Below are 22,020 nucleotides of genomic sequence, written 5' to 3'. Positions count from 1 at the left end.
GGGTATTTATCTGATTTCAGCAAATGCTTTTGTACTGAAAGCGAAGCGTCAGCTACAGAAAACCCCCACTTCCTTAAGTGGTGGGATGAATGTGATGGTTTTACTGTGCAGTGGGGGTTCAAACCCCGGCTGAACTCAGATAAAGCCTCCGGCGGATGTCAGGGATTTTGAAAGGAGTCAAGGAAGGCAGTCTAAGACCGCCACATCCTGTGGCACGGTTGCATGACCAGCATCGTGCTGGCCTCAAGCTCAATTCAAAATCCCGACGCAATTACGCCAAGGCGTAATCGATAATCCGATATTATTCTCTTTTTTAGTGTATATTTTTTAAAATTCAGTTACGATAATGAGTATAGACAAAATTGAAAAGGGAGGTACGGAATTCGAATGAGTATGTTTCCGAAAGATGCAATGCGTGTACTAAAAGAGACGAGTCGTACATTTTATATTCCGATTACTTTTTTGCAGAAAGAGTTAAAGCATTCGGTTGCATCTGCTTATTTAGTATTTCGGGCAATTGATGAAATAGAAGATCATGAAGAATTGACCAATGATGTAAAAAGTACAATTTTAATGCAAGTAAGTGAATTATTTAAACAACCATTTGATAACGAAGCGTATCTAAGAATCCTTGGATCGACAAAAGATCAAATGCCTGAGGTTTCACTTCGTTTAGAAGATTGGCTACAGGCTTGTCCGAAAGATGTTTTGCCAATCGTGATGAATGCTGCGTGTGAAATGGCAACTGGAATGGCAAAATGGGCAAAAGCAAACTGGGAAATCCATACCCGTGAAGATTTGGATGATTATACATATTACGTTGCAGGGCTTGTTGGCGTTATGCTGTCGGACCTCTGGGAGCATTATGGAGAAGCACAAACAGACCGCGAACTTGCAATTGGTTATGGACGTGGGCTTCAGGCGGTAAATATCTTGCGCAATGAGAAGGAAGATTTGGATGAACGTAGTGTAAGCTTTGTTCCTGATGGTTGGAGTCGTGCAGAACTGTTCGAGTATGCAGATGAAAACTTGGCAAAGGCAGATGAATATATGAAATCTCTCAGTAAGAAAACTATTTTATTATTTTGCCGACTGCCGCTTGCCTTAGCTCATAAATCGTTAAAAGCGATGAAAGAGGGACGTGAAAAAATATCACGAGCAGAAGTAGAACAAACGGTGAAAGAAGTTCAACTCCATTAAAGTTTGTAATCTGCTGTATGCAACAAAGAACAACAGCGAAATTGCTTAGAATTTAGATGGTAAAGGCAGGTGTTGGCGTTGGCCAATTCAATCGAGCAAAGAAAATCGGATCATATTCAAATTACGCTAAACGAAAAGGTTACGGGGGAGTCAATCACCACGGGATTAGAGTCGTTTACGTTTATCCATAATGCACTTCCCGAAATCGCATTTGATGAAATTTCCATTGAAACGAAATTCCTCGGATTTGAATGCAAAACGCCGTTCCTTATCAGTTCCATGACGGGCGGGACGGCACTTGCCGAGACAATTAACCGAAACCTAGCAGTAGCGGCTGAAGAAAGGGGCTGGGCGCTTGCGCTGGGATCCACTCGTGCGCTGCTCGATAGTGATGGACATCCTTCTTCTTTCTTAATGAGGAAGTACGCCCCGAGTGTTCCGATCATTGCAAACCTGGGGGCTGTTCAGTTCAATTACGGATATAGTGTCGAGGAATGCAGGAAGATTATCGATATAACTGAGGCGGATATGCTTGTCCTTCATTTGAACAGCATTCAGGAAGTGATTCAGGAAAAGGGAGATACAAACTTTAAAGGGTTATTAAGGAAGATTGAACAACTATGCAGTACGCTAGAGGTTCCAGTCGGAATCAAGGAAGTCGGTTGGGGAATCGATGGTCAGACAGCTAAAAGCTTAAGTGAGGCTGGTGTTGCATTTATCGATGTTGCCGGAGCGGGAGGTACTTCTTGGAGTCAGGTAGAGAAGTTCCGCGCCAAAGATCCAATCCGGCGTGTTGCCGCCGAAGCATTCAGCGAATGGGGAATTCCGACGGCTGAATCTATTAGGTTAGTTCGCAGAGAGATTGGGAATCGTCCTCTGATTGCCAGCGGTGGGATGCGGACGGGGCTAGATGGTGCCAAGACCATTGCATTGGGTGCCGACCTTGTTGGATTCGGTCGATCCATACTGAAGGAAGCGACCCAAAGTCCGCAGGATGTCCTTGAAGTGATGGAAATCCGGGAAATGGAACTTCAGATGGCAATGTTCGGAATCGGGGCGCAGACGATTCGGGAATTGAAGAACACCTCGCGTTTGAAGGAACGATAAGATGAGGACCCTATTGACACTTGAGTACTGACAAACAGGAGTGTCTCTTAGTACCTTAATTTGAATGCAAATGAAAATAATCAAATCGTGAATGAAAATCAAAAGTAAGGTTGCATAATTTATGTAGCCTTTTTTGTATGGATTCATTTAGTAATAAATTCCAAGAGTGAAAATGCATTATCAGTGCATATTAATAGCGGAGGTGAGTATCATGCCAAATGTGGATGTGAAACATATGTAGTGCCTATCAGTCATTTTTCAATTATACTGGGGGTATTCTGAATATCCTGGGGTGTTTGACGATGCATGTAACATTCTATACAAAACCAAATTGTCATCTTTGTGAGGAAGCAAAGGCAATGATGAAACTCGTGCAAGAGGATTATCCACTTACGTGGGATGAGGTCAATATTGAAATGGATGATGAGAGCCATGAGAAATATATGTTGATGATTCCGGTCTTAGAAAAAGATGGTGACGTATTATTGTTCGGTTCGATTGGCTATGTAGAGATCATTAATTTATATGAATTCAGATAAAGCCCCGGCGAATTCTGAAAACAGATTGTTTTTGTTGATTAATGAGAGAAGATGGTATACAATTAGGTTGTAAATATTTTTTTGTTCTACGTGGGACATTTTTCAGTTCTATGGGACAGCATATGTCCTTGAGGCTGAAAGGAGGAACAATTGAACGCTATGATGGAAGCGCAAAGGAAACTCGTACCTGAAATGATGGAACTGATGCAACAAAGATACCGGATGTTGAAACTTATTAAGATGTCTGGTCCTATCGGAAGGCGTCCACTCGGTCAGATTGCTGGTCTTTCCGAGCGAGAAACACGAACAATGATGGATATTCTTCGAGCACAGAATCTGATTCATGTTGCGAAAGAAGGTGCATCGATTACAGTTGAAGGTAGCTCAGTGTTACAAACGCTTGAGTCTGTTATGGAAGACTGGTCGGGTCGCGCATCGCTTGCCAAAAAGTTAACAGAGTTTTTAGGCATTCGTTCTGTCAAGGTTGTTGCTGGAAATTGCGATATAGATGGAGACTCTACTGCTAAAAGTTTATTGGGCATGGAGGCTGCAAAGCAATTCAGCTCTAAAATCGGAGATGGCAAGATTGTAGCCGTTACGGGTGGGAGCACAATTGCAGCAATTCCCCAGCATATCGAAAAGTTTAGTGACACAACGGATCAGTTGTTTATCGCTGCGCGAGGCGGTGTCGGAGACGATATCGGCTTACAGGCAAATGTGATCGCAGCTTTCTTTGCTGAAGCATGTGGGGGAACGTATAGTACGTTTTATTACCCTGAGTCGTTAAGTGAAGAAGCACAAAAAGCGTTTCGCAATGAACCATTTGTTGTCAAGATGCTTAGCCTCTATGAAACGACAGATTGTGTTCTTCATGGAATTGGTGACGCAAAGACGATGGCTGTCCTGCGTAACACACCTGAAGAAGAGCAGCAAGTGCTTCGAAAGAGTGGAGCAATTGGTGAGGCATTCGGTTACTATTTCGATAAAAATGGCAACGTCGTTCATCGACTGCGTACTGTAGGTATTCAGACAAGTCATTTGGAACGGATTCCACTTATCATTTCGGTGGCTGGTGGAAGTAGCAAAGCAGAAGCCATCTTGGCTTATATGGCAAGCGCACCGAAACAAACGATTTTAGTTACAGATGAAGGTGCGGCAAATGAAATGCTGAAACTGCTTATCAATAAATAAATTTTAGGATTAAGGCTTCATTTTTTAGGGAATAGGTAAAAGTGGATAAATGTTTTAAAAAATATAAAAAAACTACTCGGAGGTAATTTATTATGGCTATGAAACTTGCAATTAACGGATTTGGACGTATTGGGCGTAAAGTATTCCGCGAGGCTTTGCAACAAGAGGAAATCGAAATCGTTGCGATCAACGATTTAACGGATGCGGCAATGCTTGCTCATCTTCTTAAATATGACTCTGTACACGGTGTGAACGAAGCGGAAATCAGCTCTGAAGGCAATAGCTTAGTTGTGAATGGTAAAAATATTAAAGTATACGCTGAAAGAAACCCTGCAGATCTTCCATGGGGAGAGCTTGGAATTGATGTGGTTATCGATTCAACAGGTGTATTCACAGACCGCGAAGGACTTAACAAGCACATTGAAGCAGGTGCGAAGCGTGTTATCTTGTCAGCACCAGCAAAAGGCGATATTCCAATGCTTGTTATGGGTGTTAACCACGAAACATACAATGCAGCAGATGATAAAATCGTATCGAATGCATCATGTACGACAAACTGTCTTGCTCCAATTGTAAAAGTATTGAACGACAAGTTTGGTATCGAGCGCGGTATGATGACAACTGTTCACTCTTATACAAATGACCAAAAAATCCTAGACTTGCCACACAGCGACTACCGTCGTGCACGTGCAGCTGCTGAAAACATGATTCCAACAACTACTGGTGCTGCATCAGCAGTTACAAAAGTTATCCCAGCATTGGCAGGTAAATTAGATGGTATGGCAGTTCGCGTACCAACTCCAAACGTTTCACTAGTTGACTTCGTTGCTGACCTTAAACAAAACGTAACAGTAGAAGAAGTAAATGCTGCTCTTAAAGAAGCATCTGAAAACGAATTAGCTGGCGTTCTTGTTTACAATGAATTGCCACTTGTTTCAAGAGACTATAACGGCAACACAGCATCTTCAACAATCGATGGCTTGTCAACAATGGTTCTTGCAGACAACATGGTAAAAGTTATTTCTTGGTATGATAACGAATCAGGTTACTCTGCTCGTTGTATCGACCTTGCACTTTACATGCACGGCAAAGGACTATAATCAGCTGACCTTTTCGCTGATAAATATAGCCAATAAAATAGATACCGCTTATAATAAAGTTGGGTAAGAGGAGCGGGGGATTACCCCGTTCCTCCTTTTTTTGAGATAAATAATATGGAGGTGGGCATGTTTCATGAAGTCAAAAAAGACGATGAAAGATATGCAACTGGAAGGACAACGCGTATTTTGCCGCGTGGATTTCAATGTACCGATGGAAAATGGACAAGTAACGGATGTTACACGAATCCGTGCAGCAATCCCAACAATTGAATACATGGTAGAACAAGGAGCAAAAGTTATTCTTGCCAGTCACCTGGGTCGTCCAAACGGCGAAGTGAACGAAGAAATGCGCCTGACTGTAGCTGGCGAAAAACTAGCCGAGCTAATTGGTAAACCAGTTCTTAAATTAGATACGTCTATTGGACAAGAAGTTGAACAAGCAATCGCTTCTATGAAAAATGGCGATATTGTCCTTCTTGAAAATGTTCGATTCCATGCTGGGGAAGAAAAGAATGATGCTGACCTTGCGAAAAACTTTGCAGACCTTGCAGATGTATTTGTTAACGACGCATTTGGTGCTGCACACCGTGCACATGCATCCACTGCGGGTATCGCGGACTATATTCCGGCAGTATCAGGCTTGTTAATTGAAAAAGAATTAGATGTGCTTGGCAAAGCATTGTCTACGCCAGAGCGTCCATTTACAGCGATTATTGGTGGAGCAAAAGTGAAAGACAAAATCGGTGTCATCAATCATTTGCTCGACAAAGTGGACAACTTGATTATTGGCGGCGGCTTGGCTTACACATTTTTGAAAGCGCAAGGCTATGAAATTGGTAAGTCTTTGCTTGAAGAAGATAAAATTGACTTAGCAAAATCATTTATTCAAAAGGCAAAAGATAACGGCGTTAAGCTATATCTGCCGATAGATGTGACGATTGCAGACGATTTTTCGAAAGATGCCAATACGAAAGTCGTGAAAAATGATGCGATTCCTGCAGATTGGGAAGGTCTCGATATTGGGACTGAAACAGCTGAATTGTATGCAAAAGTAATAGAAGAATCGAAATTGATCATTTGGAATGGCCCAATGGGTGTATTTGAGTTAGAGCCATTTGCAGGTGGCACGAAACGTGTTGCACAAGCAATGGCAGTCACAGCAGGCTATACAGTCATTGGTGGCGGCGACTCAGCTGCAGCTGTTGAAAAGTTCGGCGTTGCCGATAAAATGGATCATATTTCGACTGGTGGAGGCGCTTCTCTTGAATTTATGGAGGGTAAAGACTTACCGGGTGTTTCTGCACTAAACGATAACTGATGAGGGGGAATCGCTTTGCGTAAACGAATTATTGCGGGTAACTGGAAAATGTACAAAACTGTTGAGGAAGCAAGAAGCTTTGTTGAGGAAGTAAAAGGCAAGGTTCCGGTTTCGGATAACGTGGAAGCTGTTATTTGTCCGCCATCTCTATACCTTTCAGAGTTGGCACAGCTAACAAAAGGTTCAGCTTTAGGCATTGGCGCACAGACGATGTCCGATGTGAAAGAAGGCGCATTTACAGGAGAAATCAGCCCAGCGATGCTAGTTGGCATTGATGTTGGCTACGTCGTTCTAGGTCACTCAGAGCGTCGTCAATATTTCAATGAAACAGACGAGTCCGTCAATCTGAAAGTCCATGCAGCATTCGAATACAACCTAACACCACTTGTTTGTGTGGGTGAAACACTTGAACAGCGCGAAGCAGGCCAAACGGTTGAGCTAGTTGCTGCCCAAGTGAAGAAAGCATTTGAAGGCATCAGTGCGGCACAAGCGGAAAAAGCGGTTATCGCATATGAGCCAATCTGGGCAATCGGTACAGGGAAAACAGCAACTGCACAAGATGCCAATGAAGTATGTGGCGCAATCCGTGCAACAGTTAGCGAACTATACAGTGAAACAGTGGCGGCAAGCATTCGTATTCAATACGGTGGTAGCGTAAAGCCAGATAATATTGAAGAACTTCTGTCAATGGAGCATATTGACGGTGCACTTGTTGGTGGCGCAAGCCTTGAACCAGCATCATTCTTAAAATTGGTTGAGGCTGGAGCACATGAGTAAAAGTCCGGTCGCACTAATTATTTTAGATGGATTTGGGCTACGCGATGAACAACTAGGTAATGCAGTTGCGCTGTCGAAAAAGCCAAATTACGATCACCTATGGAATAACTTTCCGCATACTACGTTAACAGCTAGCGGAGAGGCGGTAGGACTTCCGGAAGGCCAAATGGGGAACTCGGAAGTAGGGCATCTCAATATTGGAGCTGGTCGTATTGTCTACCAAAGTTTGACACGTATTAACAAATCCATTAGAGAAGCAGATTTCTTTGATAAAGAAGCACTTTTAGGTGCGATTGCCCATGCCAAGCAACGCGGTACGGCACTTCATCTCATGGGATTGCTATCTGACGGTGGCGTACATAGCCATTATGAGCATTTGTTTGCGCTGTTACGTCTTGCAAAGTTGAATGGCATTGATAAAGTGTTTGTTCATGCATTTTTGGACGGACGCGATGTAGGTCCACAAACGGCTCTTGATTATATCGAGAAAACAGAAACAGTGATGCAGGAAATTGGCGTTGGAAAGTTTGCCAGTATTTCGGGTCGCTATTATGCGATGGATCGGGATAAGCGCTGGGAACGTGTGGAGAAAGCCTATCATGCAATCGTTGACGGCACAGCCTTAACAGCGGCGACGCCAACTGCAGGCGTGCTCGCGTCGTATGAGCGTGGTATCCATGATGAATTCGTCGTGCCATTCGTTATCGAAGAGCTAGGTAAACCTGTTGCAACTGTCGAGGATGGGGATGCGGTCGTATTCTTTAACTTCCGTCCTGACCGAGCGATTCAGCTATCTCGCACGTTTACAGACGCTACGTTTGACGGTTTTGACACAGGCGCTAATAAGTTTGCAGATTTGAAGTTTGTCACGTTCACACATTATAGTGACGAAGTTGCTGCGGATGTTGTCTTTAGCAGTCAAAACTTAGAGAATACGCTAGGTGAAGTGATTGCCCATAATGGATTAACACAATTGCGTATTGCAGAAACTGAGAAATACCCACACGTCACTTTCTTTATGAGTGGCGGTAGGGAAGAAAAGTTTGCGGGTGAAGAACGGATTTTAATTGCTTCGCCGAAAGTAGCAACCTACGATCTAAAGCCGGAAATGAGTGCCTTTGAAGTAACAGAAGCACTGATTGAAGGCATTGAGGCGGATCGTTATGACGCGATACTCTTGAACTTTGCCAACCCAGATATGGTCGGTCATAGTGGAATGCTAGAGCCGACGATTAAAGCGATTGAAACAGTCGATACTTGTTTAGGTAAAATCGTTACTGCTTTACATGCGAAGGGTGGTATGGCAATTGTTACGGCCGATCATGGGAATGCCGATGAGGTCATGACATTAGAAGGTTCGCCAATGACCGCACACACGACAAATCCGGTGCCAGTCATTGTGACAAAATCGGATATTGTGCTACGTGAAGGCGGTATACTCGCAGACCTTGCACCAACAATGCTAAAATTATTAGAGCTTGAACAACCGGTAGAAATGACCGGCACACCATTATTTTAAAAAGGGGAGACTAACATGCCAGTTATTACAATTGTCCAGGCAAGAGAAGTACTTGATTCACGAGGAAATCCAACGGTAGAGGTTGAAGTATTCACAGAGAGCGGCGCATTTGGCCGTGCAATCGTTCCATCAGGAGCATCAACAGGTGAATATGAAGCAGTTGAACTACGTGATGGCGACAAAAATCGTTACCTCGGTAAAGGAGTTCTAAAAGCAGTTGAACACGTCAATGATGTTATTGCTGACGACCTAGAAGAAATGTACTCTGTTTTGGATCAAGTAACAATCGACAAAGCGTTGATCGAACTTGATGGTACACCAAACAAAGGGAAATTGGGTGCTAACGCAATTCTTGGCGTATCTATGGCAGTAGCACGTGCAGCTGCAGATTACCTAGATATTCCACTTTACCAATACCTTGGTGGTGTCAATGCAAAACAATTGCCAGTTCCAATGATGAACATTTTGAATGGCGGAGAGCACGCGGATAACAACGTCGATATTCAAGAATTCATGGTGATGCCAGTAGGCGCAGAATCATTCCGCCACGGTCTACGCATGGGGACTGAAATTTTCCATAGCTTGAAAGCTGTATTGCAGGCAAAAGGTTTGAACACTTCTGTTGGGGATGAAGGCGGATTTGCTCCGAACCTATCTTCTAACGAAGAAGCATTGTCTACAATCATTGAAGCAATCGAAAAAGCAGGCTACAAGCCAGGCGAGGAAGTTCTTCTTGCAATGGACGTTGCTGCATCTGAAATTTACAATAAAGAAGATGGCACATACAATCTTTCAGGCGAAGGTATCGTGAAGACATCTGCTGAAATGGTTGATTGGTATGCTGAAATGTGCGAGAAATACCCAATCATTTCAATCGAAGACGGTTTGGACGAAAACGACTGGGCGGGCCACAAGCTATTAACAGAACGCCTTGGCAAAACAGTTCAACTTGTTGGAGATGACCTGTTCGTTACAAACACTGAGAAATTATCACGCGGAATCGAAGAAGGAATCAGTAACTCGATCCTTATTAAAGTGAACCAAATCGGTACATTGACGGAAACGTTTGATGCAATCGAAATGGCGAAACGCGCTGGCTTTACAGCTGTTATCTCTCACCGTTCTGGTGAATCAGAAGATACAACAATTGCTGATATCGCAGTAGCAACAAACGCTGGTCAAATCAAGACAGGTGCTCCGTCACGTACGGATCGCGTTGCGAAATACAACCAATTGCTTCGCATCGAAGATCAGCTTGACGACACAGCTGAATATTTAGGTGCTAAAACTTTCTATAACTTGAAAAAATAATTATGATGGAAATCCCACTTCGGGAGTCTGCAGGAGACTCTCAGGTGGGTTTTTTTGGGGGATCGGGAAACTACCGCATAAAGTGTGTTACTACCGCTCGGGGTACGGTTACTACCGTTCGGCGGGTGAATACTACCGCTCAGGGTACATTTACTACCGTTCAGCAACTAAATACTACCGCATAGCCCTGCTGTTCATTCATAAAAACGAATTGTAGAACAAAAGGTTGTGTCGACAGCTTATTTTTGGTAAAATGAAGTTTGTTGTAAGTTTTAATCAGGAGGTGGAACAAAATGCATGAAGTATTGATGGTACTACTTGTAATCGTATCGCTAGCTATGATCGCTGTCGTATTATTACAATCTGGAAAAAGTGCGGGTCTTTCAGGAGCCATCTCTGGTGGAGCTGAACAACTTTTCGGGAAACAAAAAGCGCGTGGACTTGATCTTGTTCTTCAACGGGTGACATTGATACTGGCTATCTTATTGTTTATCTTAGCCATTTTAATTATGAAATTCTAAAACTTATGTGAATAAACTACGAACGCCTGACCTTCCGACTGGTCGGGCGTTTTTTATCTAAGTTCAGCAAATCTTTTTGTACTGAAAGCGAAGCGTCAGCTACAGAAAACCTCTGCTGAACTTAGATAAAGTGGAAGGTAACCTAAGTACGCCACATCCTGTGGCAACGGTTGCATGACCGACATCCTGTCGGCCTGCGGATGTCACGGATTTTTTAGGGGATCTTTTCGAGCGGGCTCGAAAAAAATCCGGACGCAATTATGCCAAGGCATAATTGATAGAAAAAGTTCAACAGAAAGGAATACATATTATGCGAATATCTCAACCAAAACCATTTTTTATAGAAACAGGCAAGCGTGCAGTTTTGCTATTGCACGGATTCACGGGTACTTCAGCGGACGTGCGGATGCTTGGTCGCTTCCTGGAGAAGAAAGGCTATACATCGCTCGCTCCTCATTACAAAGGGCATGGTGTACCTCCAGAGGAATTGATTCGAACTGGACCTGCTGAGTGGTGGCAAGACGTCCTCGCAGGGTATAATCAATTAAAAGAGGCTGGCTACGATGAGATTGCAGTGGCAGGTTTATCGCTTGGTGGCGTATTTTCGTTGAAATTAGGGTATAACATGCCTGTGAAGGGGATTGTCACAATGTGTGCGCCTATGACGATGAAAACGACGGATATCATGTACGAGGGTGTCCTAGCGTACGCGCGGGAATACAAGAAGTATGAAGGAAAAGATGAGCAGCAAATCGAAGAGGAATTAGAAGCCCTTCAGCAACAGTCCATGCCAACATTGGCGGAGCTGCGAGCACTGGTTTATGATGTTCGCGAGCATATCGATCACATCTATGCGCCACTATTCGTAACGCAAGGATCATTGGATACTGTTATCGATCCGGGTTCAGCAAATGTTATTTTCGATAACACAGAATCCGACGACAAACAGTTAAAATGGTACAAGCAATCTGGGCATGTCATCACGCTAGGGCCTGAAAAAGTGCAACTACATGAAGATATTTTTGAATTTCTTGAATCACTGGATTGGCATGTGTGAAAAATATAACAAATGATAATGCTAGGTAAATGAAGGAGTGAGATATATGGATAATTTCGATCAAGATATGCAACAAAAATTGCTGTCCCTGATGAAAGACGAGTCATACAAGCCATTAACAGTCCAGGAAATCCAAGAGTTAATGGGCTTTGAGCAAGCAGCGGAATTCAAGGAACTTGTTAAAATGCTCGTTCATCTTGAACAAAAAGGGCAAATTATTCGTTCGAGAACGAATCGTTATGGTGTACCTGAGCGTATGAATCTAGTGCGTGGGAAATTTATCGGGCATGCGAAAGGTTTTGGCTTCGTCGCACCTGAAACGGAAGGAATGGATGATATTTTCATTCCACCGCATGAGGTGAATGGCGCGATGAACGGGGATATCGTCCTGGTGCGTGTCACAAATGGTACGTCGGGAGATCGCCGTGAAGGTACGATTAGTCGAGTCGTAGAGCGAAAAACAACATCAGTTGTCGGCACATATCAACATAACAAGGGTTTCGGCTTTGTTATTCCAGACAATAAAAAACTGCCAATGGATATTTTTATTGCCAAAGGTGACGCACTGGATGCAGTAGATGGGCATAAGGTCGTTGTTGAAATAACGGATTGGCCAAGTGAATTAAAGTCGATGACAGGTATGGTAACGCAAATACTAGGACATAAAAATGATCCTGGTGTGGATATTATTTCTATTATTCATAAGCATGGCATTGAAGTGGAATTTCCTGAAGAAGTGCTGCAACAAACGAATAATATTCCAGATGAAGTGCAGGAAAAGGATTTAATCGGCCGACATGACCTGAGAGAAGAATTGACGATTACGATTGACGGTGCGGATGCCAAGGACTTGGATGATGCCATTTCTGTTGTCAAAAATGATGATGGGTCGTATGTATTGTCCGTTCATATTTCAGATGTCAGTTATTATGTCACGGAAAACTCTCCGATGGATGACAATGCTTTCGATCGTGGGACGAGTGTCTATTTGACAGATCGTGTCATTCCGATGCTGCCACATAAACTATCAAATGGGATCTGTTCGTTGAATCCAGGTGTGGATCGTTTAACCTTGTCTTGTGTGATGACAATTGACCGCAATGGTAAAGTGACGAATCATGAAATTTTCGAAAGTGTCATTCGCTCGAAAGAACGCATGACGTATACAGAAGTTTATAAAATTATTGATGAAAAAGATGAAGAACTGAGTGCAAAGTACGCCAATGTCGTGCCAATGATCAACCATATGGCGGAGCTAGCAGCTATTTTGAAGCAGAAGAGAGTAGACCGCGGTGCTATCGATTTTGATTTCAAGGAATCAAAAATTTTGGTGGACGACAAAGGATGGCCGACTGACGTTGTCATTATGGAACGTACCGTGTCAGAGCGCCTCATTGAGGAGTTCATGCTTGCGGCGAATGAAACAGTTGCGGAGCATTTCCATTGGCAGCAAGTGCCATTCCTATACCGTATTCACGAAGATCCGAAAGCTGAGAAACTGCAACGCTTCTTCGAATTCTTAACGAATTTTGGTGTGGTCGTCAAGGGGACAGGCAATAAAGTACACCCACGTGCCTTGCAGGAAATTGTTGAATCAATTGCGGGCTTGCCGGAGGAAACGGTCATTTCGACGATGCTATTACGTTCCATGCAACAGGCTAAGTATTTAGATGAAAGTCTAGGTCACTTCGGATTGTCGACGGAGTTCTATACACATTTCACAGCACCAATTCGTCGTTATCCTGACTTAATTGTTCATCGATTGATACGCAAGTATTTAATTGAAAAAGATGTTTCGCCACAAACGGTTGCGGAGTGGGGCGGCAGATTGCCTGAAATCGCGGATCATACGTCTGAGCGCGAGCGTCGTGCAGTTGAAGCAGAACGTGAGACGGAATCGTTGAAAAAAGCGCAATTCATGTTGGATAAAATCGGCGAGGAATTCGAAGGTGTTATTTCATCGGTTACGAACTTCGGATTGTTTGTTGAATTGGAGAACACAATCGAAGGACTTGTCCATGTTAGTTATATGACGGATGATTATTATCGTTTTGACGACAGACAAATGATGATGATTGGCGAGCATACGGGCAAGCAATTCCGTTTAGGTGATGAAGTAACAGTGAAAGTTGCTGCCGTGAAGCCGGAAGAATCCGCGATCGACTTTGAAATTGTCGGCATGAAACAATCCTTCCATCGTGCACGTAGAGAAACACCGAAAGTGATCCACGCAGAGAAAAAGGGCCGTGGTGGCGGTAAGTCTGACGATAAGTCGAAAGACAAAAAGAAGACAGGCACGTATAATAAAAAGAAGAAGTTTTATGAGAGTGTTGCGAAAAAAGGTAAGGCTAAACCTAAGAAGAGAAAATGAACCTATACAGGTTGAAGTAAAGAATCCTACTAACAACGCTTGGCGCTTGGGCTACCCCAGTTAGGCGCCTTCGCTGGTTCGTACATAGGAATTATTACTTCAACCCTATACAGGATGGCATTTGATTAAGGGGTGAAAGAGATGGCGAAAGGCCAAGGGAAAGTTGTTGCGGTTAATAAGAAAGCGAATCATGATTTTGCGATTGAGGAAACGATTGAAGCGGGTATTGTGCTACAAGGAACGGAAATTAAGTCAATCCGTAACGGTAAAGTGCAGTTACGAGATGCCTTTGTGCGTATCCGTGATAATGAAGCGTGGATTTCCAATATGCATATTAGTCCATACGATCACGGCAACCAATTCAACCATGATCCAACACGTTCAAGAAAACTATTGCTGCATAAAAAACAAATTGCCAAATTATTTGTCGAAACAAAACAGCAAGGCGTTGCGATTGTGCCGTTGAAGATGTATTTAAAAGACGGCTTCGCAAAAGTATTGATTGGTGTTGGTAAGGGTAAGAAAGATTACGATAAACGTGAGGACCTCAAGAAGAAAGATGCTAAGCGTGAAATGGCTCGGGTCTTGAAGGATAGACAACGGGATTGATTTTTAGCTGAAAATGCGCTATACTGAGTACAGTAAGTTAGTTCAGAAGCCTTTTTTAGCATCGCTATTAAGGTCATCCTGACCTCCTCATAACGGGGGCGTTACGGATTCGACAGGGGTAGTCTGAGCTTGAGTTGCGCGTCGGAGGGTTCGGCTCCGTCAGAAACGACACCTTATAATAACAGGCAAAACAAACAACAACCTAGCATTCGCAGCGTAAGCTGTTGAATCTGCCTTGTAGTTCTATCGCCCATGTAGCATTGCAGGGCTCACTCTAAGTGGGATACGACAACTGTTGCCTTCTGAGGCAGTTGGAAGAGATTCGCAGAATAGCACACAGGACGCCCTGATTGCCGGCATACTGATGCGCGAAACCTAGTAGTCAATCTACACGCGTAGACGCTTAAGTGTTAGGGCCTTTGGACGCGGGTTCGACTCCCGCCGCTTCCATAGTAATATGGTGCAAATATGTTCGTGTTGAGTAAGATACCAGGTTCTGAAACAAATACAATTTGATGTCGAGCCTGGAATTCTTAGTTCCATCTGTTCATCCTGTATGAATGTAGTAAAATCAACATACAATAAGAAAAGCTGAACGTCTAGGAAACGTCCAGCTGATCTCAGTTACATTCCGCTTTAAGGGCGGTTAACCAAAGTTATTACAAGTGAAGATGTTTACTCAAAAAGAGTAACCCCCATTGAAAACCTCGGCGTGATGTGACCCCTAAAAGTTAGAGTTTTATATTACGCAACTAGTTGGCTGGTGTGAAGACGGTATTGAACCGGACTCATGCCAGCCAGTTTCTGTTTAATCCGTTTGTTGTTGTAATACTGGATATAAGTCTCAATTGCCCGTTTTAGTTCCTCGTACGTGCGCAGTGGTTCGCCGTAATACATCTCTTGCTTCAGTAAACCGAAGAAGTTCTCCATGGGAGAGTTATCCAGACAGTTCCCCTTTCGGGACATGCTCTGGAACACTTTGTGTTCTTTTAAGGTTACAACCCATTTTCCGTGCTGATAATGCCAACCTTGATCTGAGTGGATGGTAGTTCGATACTTTGCGTTCTTTACGATGCGAAGGGCTTCCTCTAAAGGGTTCATCACAAAGTCAAGCGTTGGACGCACACTGATACCGTACGAAAGAATCTCTCCATTATACATATCCATAATTGGACTAAGATAGAGTTTTAGGTCATCGGAACACTTGAATTCTGTAATATCCGTGGTCAGTTTCTGATACGGGATTGTAGTATTGAACCGGCGGTGAATACGGTTTTTCGCCACTGTACCGATGGTACCCTTATACGAACTGTAACGACGTGATTTCCGGATGAACTTATTGCCTTTCAATCCTAATTTTCGCATAATGCGTTGCACTTTTTTATGATTCACTATGATGCCACGGTTCTTCAATTCTAGTTGAATCCTACGATAACCATAATTTCCGTTGTGTTCATCAAAAATAGATTGGATCTTTTCCTCTAGCTCTTGGTGCGGATTTTCCCGGTTCATTTGTGCTACATGATAGTGATAAGAAGACTCAGGAATGTCGACAATCCGAAGTACATCCTTTAGTTGGAATTCTTCTTTGAGTTCGAGTGATAGCGCTGCTTGTGCTTTTCGAGATAACCGTCCGAATCCATCTGAAAAGCTCGTAACTTTTTTAGGTATTCCACCTCCAAACGGAGGAGTTCATTTTCCCGTTCTAATTTCTGTTCACGTGTCATTTCATCCTGTTGTGTTGGCTTCTGGTCCCTCTTGATATTCTTCGCTTTATCAGACATAACTGGCCGTCCTTTCGGATTGTCCAGGGCTTCAGCACCGCCTTCGAGGAATCTTTTATTCCAATCACCGATCATCGAAGGGTTCGTCAATCCGAAGTGAAGTGCCGTTTTTGCCTGCGAAGCGCCTGTCCTTTTCATAAAGCTTAATGCATCTAGCTTGAATTGAACAGAATAAACCTCGTGTCTCTTCTTTCGAAATAATCCCTCCACACCGAACTTCTTGTATACATTTACCCAATCAATGACTTGTTTCTTTGATTTTATGCCATGTTTTTCTGCCAAACTTTTATATCCTATCGTTCCCCTAAGGTATTCTTGCACCACCATCACCTTAAAGTCATCTGCATATTTAACCATAACAAAACACCCCGAAAGTTAGAATTTGACTCTAACTTTTGGGGTGCACTTCACGGTCAAGGTAATGGGCGGTTACTTCTTTTTGTTGGTAAGAAAGACAATCAATGCAATAATAGCCGTTGCCATAAGGGGAAGGCAGCCAAAGTTCGCCGCGTCCTGCGGCAAATGCTATAAAAGCTTGAAATAGCATATTCATTGCCTCGTAAGTTACCATCATATATAAACACCCCCTTTCTCAAGGGAGTGCTCACCGCCCACACGCTTTATGCAACTGATGTTCTTAGTATATCATGTTTTATCTGCTCTTTTATGGAAAAAATCATAGGATTTTGGATAGTTAAAACCCAATTGAGTATTTTTTCTTTTGGGCTGATTTATGATATCGGGTAAGTGGTGTACAATGTCAGATGCAGTGGTTCTTTTTCCAGGGTACTGATATATTGTGAGTTTACGCCGTGTCTATTTATGAATAGGGGGCGTATTCATGTGTTCCCACACTCACGGGTTTCAGTGACTGGCTTCCTCTTATTAAAGAAGACGCTCTTGAACAACTTCTAACGCACTTGATTCACTAATCAATGTAATCATGCATGAATAAGAAGCTTCCGATGGAATCCCAGCCAAAACTAGAAAACCGCAATCTACCTTGAGTCGTAAGTCTGTCTCGAAGCATTTTACTAGGTCTTTTATGAATGGGATACGTTCAGTGATTCGAATGATTAACGAATATGAATATAGCCATCTGAAACATGGCACGCGTGTCACTTTCGCATATTTTTATTCAATTTTATTTGAAATTTCATCTTATCGTAATTAGTGGAATACATATTTTAAAGATTTTCAAGTAACTTCTAAAGTTTAAGTGATTCCTATTGTATAAGATAAATGTAACAATAAAAGATGTAAACATTTTAATTTACATCTTTTATTGGGGGATTTAATATTAAACTACAGGACTAGACACTAACGAATCTAAATGTTTTCTGAAATTTACCTGAATCAATTTTCGATTGTCTGGTATACTTACATTGTAAGTTTGTATAGCTTCTTCTAGTTTATTTATAGCATTAATTACATCTAAATCATATTGAGATATTAAGTATATAATATAAAATACTTTTTGATCGGTTCTTTTATATTGAGGTAACTGAATATATTTTTGTTTGATATTTTCAAAAGACATAGCTAATTTATATGCATAATCTAAATCAAAAGTTTCTTCAGGGAAAATATCATCATAATAATCTGTAAAAAGTTTTTTCTTTTGACTACTTACTTTTTCAGGGTTACCTTTTGCGGAATAAATTACTTGTGCTAATTCATCCATCGCGATTCTAAATAAAGGATTTTTAATATCGCTACCAATTTCACCTGCTTTTCTTGCATATACAATATTATTAAGTTTAAAATGACCTTCAATTTTAATTTGTATTGTACTAATAGATTTTAAATTTAAAGCTGAAATAGCATTTTGACTATTTGTGTACTCAGCTATTAAATTTTTTAAATTGCTGCCTTGAGGTACTTTGAAAAGTCTTATTAATATTTGAGAGTTAAATAATGGAGATAGCACTTCGTGAATTTCTTCATCAGTAAAATCATTATCTTTAGATAGCTGTTTTAAAAATGCGAAAATTGTGGAAATTGTTTGTCCACCATTGACTATTTGATAATCTTGAAGAGCTATTTCAAATTTGTTGAAAAGCTTATTGGATTCTATTTTATCTGAAATTAAAGTAATTCCATTATTGAATAAAAAGAAGTTTTCTGGAGCAGTTTTTAAAGTTTTTAAGATATTTTTGTTATAATCAGTATCACCTAAATAGCCACGAACATTATCGTAAAGTAAAGACCTATCGAGTTCTACACTCAAAACACTTTTCCACTCATCCAGATTCGGATTTTTATTAAGTGGTAATCTTAGATGATCACAAGTTATTCGGATTAACTCATTTAGAGGGAGTTTAACTATAAATGATTGGTTAGAAGTTTGCCGGTCTAAAGTGAATGAAATCAAATCTTCTTGAGCAACAATAAAAGATGCTGATTTTGTTTGTTTTTTCTCAGTATAGAATTTAGCAATATTATCTAAAGTAATACTGTTAATTTCAACACCATATGATTTTTTAAGTTGATCAATATATCCATAACTATTTTCATGTAAACCAAAAGCTTCATTTGAAACCATATGGAGAGTAATATTACAGTTATATTTGCTGTCACTTTTTGTATAACTTTTTAATAAGTTAATTATCTTATGTACTAAAATATTCTCGGATTCATCTAAGGAATCATCATCTCCAAGTAACATAGTAAGAAACTTTGAACTCCTAGAAATATCTTTGTCTGATATATGATTTTGTTTGAAAGATTCTCTGTATTTAAAGTTGAATAAATCAATATTAACCTCAGAGCTAGATAGTTCTTCAATACTTACAACATCTACACCATAGTCATCAATTTTATAACCTGGATTATATAATTTCTCGAGGTAGTTTGTGTCAATAATTTTAGTCATTACACCGTCATTTAATTCAACATCATCATAATTATAGATATGAGCTTTAAAACCAAGAGTATTCTCAACTATGATATGATAAAAGCCTAAGCGAGCTTTATCAGCTTCACTAATAGTTGAAGTATCGAGTAAATCTTTGAATATTAAATCGAATATTCGTTCACTGGCTACTCTAGAAATTTTATAATCGTGTATCGTTGCCATTATAATCCTACTTCCTATAAAAATTATTGAAAATCAGATAATGAATCAGGGTTAATCCATATCTATACCAATTACTAATACTGGAATATCTAAATTAGAAACTCCTCGGTTTTCTAAGTCCCAAACAATTTGTTCAAAATAAGAAACACCTGTAGACATTTCATCTGCAAAAGTTTTCATTGGAACAATTTCAATTCCTACATTAATATATCCTTGTTGATGAAAAATCGGCATCTTACTACAAATGTCATAAGCCATAAAAGCGTACTTTCCGAATTGAACTTCGACACCTACTTTATTTTTTACGAAATCAATTTCTCGAAATGCCCTTGTTACTGACATTTTTGGATGGGGAGGATCATAGATTGCATTGTGTTTTAATTTATCCCATCCAAGTGGGTTTAAAACCTTTTTTAATGCTTTATTTAAATCTGTAGGGCTATATAATATTTTTCCGATACTTGTTTTTTCTTTACTTATTTTTGTCTTGTACTTAGAAGCATCGATTTGTTGGATAGCCCAATAGATTTCTTTAAGCTCCTTTGAGTAGTTGTTTTCGATAATATCTTTTCCGTTATTAAATGAATACACTGCACCTATTTTCATAATTAGTCATTCCCTTTTTTTAGTAGCTCGTGAACTGAAATTGATAGTATTTCTGCAATTGCTACTAATTCAATATCGGTTACTTCTCTTGTTAGATTTTCTATTTTTGATATCATAGGTCTATCTAAATTAGTCCCGGAAGTAAGTAATCGTGCAGAGAGCTCGTCTTGTGTGATATGCTTTTCTTTTCTAATTCTTTTTAGATTTCCACCTATTAAATTACGGTTATTTATATTCGTCATATTTAAAACACCTTACTTTAAAAGTTATATTTACTTGATTGTAGTACAAAAATAATGTTAAAATGTGTGGTAATCACACATTTGGAGGTTTTCTTAAAAATGCAAAATTATATTAACGGATTAGATATGGGAAAATTAAATGAATATATAAACGAAAGTTCATTATTTATAAAAGAATACTTCTCTAATCATGAGCCATTTGTTGATTTAATCGTTACTTCCCCGCCATATTGGGATATGAAAGAATATGGAGATGTAAAAGAACAAACAGGCTTTGGTCAAGAATATGAAGCTTATTTAGCGGATATAAGAAAGATTTTTGAAGGAGTACATCATATTTCTAAGGATAGTGCTACGATGTTTGTTATTGTAGACACAATGAAACGTGACGGGAAAATGGTAAGATTGCCAGATGATATGGCAAGAGAGCTTGAAAGTATTGGGTGGATACATCAAGATACTATTATTTGGGATAAAGGAAAAACGTTGCCTTGGTCTAGAAAAGGTCAAATGCGTAATGTGTTTGAGTATGTCTTAATGTTTACTAAAGAAAATTCTACAGATTATAAATATTATATTGATAGAATTAAATCCGCTGAACAATTAAAAGAATGGTGGATAGATTATCCTGAAAGATATGGTCCACAAGGAAAAGTGCCTGATAATATTTGGGAGTTTTATATTCCAACCCAAGGTAGTTGGGGAAGTAAAAAAGATTTTGGTGAAGAAGAGTTTAGACATGCTTGTCCGTTCCCGCCAGAAATGATGGCAAGGTTAATTTTACTTTCAACTGATGAAAATGATGTTGTATTTGATCCATTTGCTGGCACAGGAGTTTTCCTTGCTACCGCTGAAAAAATGAATCGTAGATATTTAGGATTTGATACTAACCCAGATTACAAAAAAGTTTTTGAAGTTGTAACTAAGCAATTGGTTGAAGAAAGGTGGTTAGAAATTGAAACTTATTATCAATACCAGGAACGTTTAAAAACAATTTTAGAAGAATCCATCTATAAATTAAGAGTGCTAAAATATCCAAAGGCAGTTGTAAAAAGACTTAGAAATGAGACTAAAAAAAATGTTGAATTAGTTTCTAATGACTTTGGTTTAATTATTGCTATTGAAAAGGAACTTGAAGAAAATGAAATTATTTTAAAGAATAAAACAATTGGAAAAGTAGATTATTATTTTGTTTGGAATAATTTGGCGACGTTAGATCGTGCTAGAACTCAAATTAATAATATAGTTTCTAAAGCTCCATTTACTAAATATGGATTGATTACTAACATAAATGTAGTTACTATAGATGAATTAATTGAGTTGAAGGATAATCTACCAACGAATTTAAGCTTATATTCTAATGGTGATACTTCAGATGAACATTCTAAAGTTGAATTAGATAAGATACTTTTACAACTACAATCTGATGGATTAAAATCGGCATTTGATAAAGATGTTCCTCCTGTAATAAGTAACATTTCAATTCAATATAGTGATTATGAAATGTTACCTGCTGAAAAGTATGAAAAAAAAGGATACAGTAAAGAGAATAAACAATTAAAACTAATTCTAAAATAAAAGGGGGCGAGAGCCTTCTTTTTTACCCCGAGTTATGAAAAGCCTTGCTTATCGAAAGACGATTTACAAATGGTTAGGGGGTTGTACCGTATACATTATGAAAAACACAAG

General features: G+C 40.2%; 20 protein-coding genes and 1 other RNA gene. 15 read left to right on the top strand and 6 right to left on the bottom strand.

Going from position 1 to position 22,020, the window contains the following annotated elements:
• Positions 1-387: 387 nt before the first annotated feature.
• The 14 genes from MKZ10_RS16890 (at position 388) to ssrA (ending at position 15,073) form a co-directional block, all read left to right on the top strand.
• On the top strand, positions 388-1,200 hold the full coding sequence (locus tag MKZ10_RS16890) for a squalene/phytoene synthase family protein (RefSeq protein ID WP_342506156.1): 813 nt from the start codon (positions 388-390) through the stop codon (positions 1,198-1,200).
• A gap of 78 nt (positions 1,201-1,278) precedes the next feature.
• Complete coding sequence (fni, locus tag MKZ10_RS16885) at positions 1,279-2,307, top strand: type 2 isopentenyl-diphosphate Delta-isomerase (RefSeq protein ID WP_342506154.1); 1,029 nt, start codon at positions 1,279-1,281, stop codon at positions 2,305-2,307.
• 302 nt (positions 2,308-2,609) lie between these two features.
• A complete protein-coding gene (locus tag MKZ10_RS16880; RefSeq protein ID WP_342506152.1) occupies positions 2,610-2,846 on the top strand; it encodes a glutaredoxin family protein in 237 nt (78 codons plus the stop codon).
• A gap of 159 nt (positions 2,847-3,005) precedes the next feature.
• The gene (locus MKZ10_RS16875; RefSeq protein ID WP_342510264.1) at positions 3,006-4,037 is read left to right on the top strand and encodes a sugar-binding domain-containing protein; all 1,032 of its coding nucleotides are present in this window, start codon (positions 3,006-3,008) and stop codon (positions 4,035-4,037) included.
• 92 nt (positions 4,038-4,129) lie between these two features.
• A complete protein-coding gene (gene gap, locus MKZ10_RS16870; RefSeq protein ID WP_342506150.1) occupies positions 4,130-5,137 on the top strand; it encodes a type I glyceraldehyde-3-phosphate dehydrogenase in 1,008 nt (335 codons plus the stop codon).
• 133 nt (positions 5,138-5,270) lie between these two features.
• A complete protein-coding gene (locus MKZ10_RS16865; protein WP_342506147.1) occupies positions 5,271-6,455 on the top strand; it encodes a phosphoglycerate kinase in 1,185 nt (394 codons plus the stop codon).
• 15 nt (positions 6,456-6,470) lie between these two features.
• Positions 6,471-7,232 carry a triose-phosphate isomerase gene (tpiA, locus tag MKZ10_RS16860; RefSeq protein WP_342506145.1) on the top strand — a complete coding sequence of 254 codons (762 nt, stop codon included), beginning with the start codon at positions 6,471-6,473 and terminating at the stop codon, positions 7,230-7,232.
• A complete protein-coding gene (gene gpmI / locus MKZ10_RS16855) occupies positions 7,225-8,751 on the top strand; it encodes a 2,3-bisphosphoglycerate-independent phosphoglycerate mutase (protein ID WP_342506143.1) in 1,527 nt (508 codons plus the stop codon). Before tpiA ends, gpmI begins: the two co-directional genes overlap by 8 nt.
• Positions 8,752-8,766: 15 nt before the next feature.
• Entirely contained in the window at positions 8,767-10,062 is a 1,296-nt protein-coding gene (eno, locus tag MKZ10_RS16850; protein WP_342506141.1) for a phosphopyruvate hydratase, read from the top strand.
• 293 nt (positions 10,063-10,355) lie between these two features.
• Positions 10,356-10,583, top strand: coding sequence for a preprotein translocase subunit SecG (gene secG / locus MKZ10_RS16845; protein WP_342506139.1), 228 nt, complete (start codon positions 10,356-10,358; stop codon positions 10,581-10,583).
• A gap of 310 nt (positions 10,584-10,893) precedes the next feature.
• A complete protein-coding gene (locus tag MKZ10_RS16840; RefSeq protein ID WP_342506137.1) occupies positions 10,894-11,640 on the top strand; it encodes a carboxylesterase in 747 nt (248 codons plus the stop codon).
• A gap of 46 nt (positions 11,641-11,686) precedes the next feature.
• Positions 11,687-14,011, top strand: coding sequence for a ribonuclease R (gene rnr, locus MKZ10_RS16835; protein ID WP_342506135.1), 2,325 nt, complete (start codon positions 11,687-11,689; stop codon positions 14,009-14,011).
• Positions 14,012-14,152: 141 nt separating this feature from the next.
• Complete coding sequence (gene smpB / locus MKZ10_RS16830; RefSeq protein WP_342506133.1) at positions 14,153-14,620, top strand: SsrA-binding protein SmpB; 468 nt, start codon at positions 14,153-14,155, stop codon at positions 14,618-14,620.
• A gap of 94 nt (positions 14,621-14,714) precedes the next feature.
• Positions 14,715-15,073, top strand: a transfer-messenger RNA (tmRNA) gene (gene ssrA, locus MKZ10_RS16825).
• Between the two features lie 291 nt (positions 15,074-15,364).
• On the opposite strand, the gene MKZ10_RS16820 is transcribed toward ssrA, so the two are convergent.
• The 6 genes from MKZ10_RS16820 to MKZ10_RS16795 all read right to left on the bottom strand — a co-directional run bounded on the left by MKZ10_RS16820 (position 15,365) and on the right by MKZ10_RS16795 (position 20,331).
• Complete coding sequence (locus MKZ10_RS16820) at positions 15,365-16,291, bottom strand: IS3 family transposase (RefSeq protein ID WP_342510263.1); 927 nt, start codon at positions 16,289-16,291, stop codon at positions 15,365-15,367.
• Complete coding sequence (locus tag MKZ10_RS16815) at positions 16,192-16,761, bottom strand: helix-turn-helix domain-containing protein (RefSeq protein WP_342506131.1); 570 nt, start codon at positions 16,759-16,761, stop codon at positions 16,192-16,194. Before MKZ10_RS16815 ends, MKZ10_RS16820 begins: the two co-directional genes overlap by 100 nt.
• Before the next feature lie 31 nt (positions 16,762-16,792).
• Positions 16,793-16,978, bottom strand: coding sequence for a hypothetical protein (locus MKZ10_RS16810; RefSeq protein ID WP_342506129.1), 186 nt, complete (start codon positions 16,976-16,978; stop codon positions 16,793-16,795).
• 726 nt (positions 16,979-17,704) lie between these two features.
• Positions 17,705-19,483, bottom strand: a complete 1,779-nt coding sequence (locus MKZ10_RS16805) for an AIPR family protein (RefSeq protein ID WP_342506127.1) — start codon at positions 19,481-19,483, stop codon at positions 17,705-17,707.
• 51 nt (positions 19,484-19,534) lie between these two features.
• Positions 19,535-20,089, bottom strand: a complete 555-nt coding sequence (locus tag MKZ10_RS16800; protein ID WP_342506125.1) for a BglII/BstYI family type II restriction endonuclease — start codon at positions 20,087-20,089, stop codon at positions 19,535-19,537.
• 2 nt (positions 20,090-20,091) lie between these two features.
• Entirely contained in the window at positions 20,092-20,331 is a 240-nt protein-coding gene (locus tag MKZ10_RS16795; RefSeq protein WP_342506123.1) for a helix-turn-helix transcriptional regulator, read from the bottom strand.
• 99 nt (positions 20,332-20,430) lie between these two features.
• On the opposite strand from MKZ10_RS16795, the gene MKZ10_RS16790 reads away from it, so the two are divergent.
• A complete protein-coding gene (locus tag MKZ10_RS16790; protein WP_342506121.1) occupies positions 20,431-21,909 on the top strand; it encodes a site-specific DNA-methyltransferase in 1,479 nt (492 codons plus the stop codon).
• Positions 21,910-22,020: the final 111 nt, after the last annotated feature.

This window comes from Sporosarcina sp. FSL K6-2383 (assembly GCF_038618305.1).
Taxonomy (GTDB): domain Bacteria; phylum Bacillota; class Bacilli; order Bacillales_A; family Planococcaceae; genus Sporosarcina.
The sequence above is the reverse complement of the archived record's forward strand: the minus strand, read 5'-3'. Positions and strand labels throughout refer to the sequence as shown.

Bases quoted from the DNA above. Each gene is read 5' to 3' on its own strand.
- gpmI (WP_342506143.1), top strand. From the start codon at position 7,225: ATGAGTAAAAGTCCGGTCGCACTAATTATTTTAGATGGATTTGGGCTA.
- smpB (WP_342506133.1), top strand. From the start codon at position 14,153: ATGGCGAAAGGCCAAGGGAAAGTTGTTGCGGTTAATAAGAAAGCGAAT.
- MKZ10_RS16865 (WP_342506147.1), top strand. From the start codon at position 5,271: ATGAAGTCAAAAAAGACGATGAAAGATATGCAACTGGAAGGACAACGC.
- MKZ10_RS16875 (WP_342510264.1), top strand. From the start codon at position 3,006: ATGATGGAAGCGCAAAGGAAACTCGTACCTGAAATGATGGAACTGATG.
- MKZ10_RS16810 (WP_342506129.1), bottom strand. From the start codon at position 16,978: ATGATGGTAACTTACGAGGCAATGAATATGCTATTTCAAGCTTTTATA.
- MKZ10_RS16805 (WP_342506127.1), bottom strand. From the start codon at position 19,483: ATGGCAACGATACACGATTATAAAATTTCTAGAGTAGCCAGTGAACGA.
- MKZ10_RS16790 (WP_342506121.1), top strand. From the start codon at position 20,431: ATGCAAAATTATATTAACGGATTAGATATGGGAAAATTAAATGAATAT.
- MKZ10_RS16890 (WP_342506156.1), top strand. From the start codon at position 388: ATGAGTATGTTTCCGAAAGATGCAATGCGTGTACTAAAAGAGACGAGT.
- eno (WP_342506141.1), top strand. From the start codon at position 8,767: ATGCCAGTTATTACAATTGTCCAGGCAAGAGAAGTACTTGATTCACGA.
- MKZ10_RS16880 (WP_342506152.1), top strand. From the start codon at position 2,610: ATGCATGTAACATTCTATACAAAACCAAATTGTCATCTTTGTGAGGAA.
- MKZ10_RS16815 (WP_342506131.1), bottom strand. From the start codon at position 16,761: ATGGTTAAATATGCAGATGACTTTAAGGTGATGGTGGTGCAAGAATAC.
- MKZ10_RS16795 (WP_342506123.1), bottom strand. From the start codon at position 20,331: ATGACGAATATAAATAACCGTAATTTAATAGGTGGAAATCTAAAAAGA.
- gap (WP_342506150.1), top strand. From the start codon at position 4,130: ATGGCTATGAAACTTGCAATTAACGGATTTGGACGTATTGGGCGTAAA.
- MKZ10_RS16800 (WP_342506125.1), bottom strand. From the start codon at position 20,089: ATGAAAATAGGTGCAGTGTATTCATTTAATAACGGAAAAGATATTATC.
- rnr (WP_342506135.1), top strand. From the start codon at position 11,687: ATGGATAATTTCGATCAAGATATGCAACAAAAATTGCTGTCCCTGATG.
- MKZ10_RS16840 (WP_342506137.1), top strand. From the start codon at position 10,894: ATGCGAATATCTCAACCAAAACCATTTTTTATAGAAACAGGCAAGCGT.
- secG (WP_342506139.1), top strand. From the start codon at position 10,356: ATGCATGAAGTATTGATGGTACTACTTGTAATCGTATCGCTAGCTATG.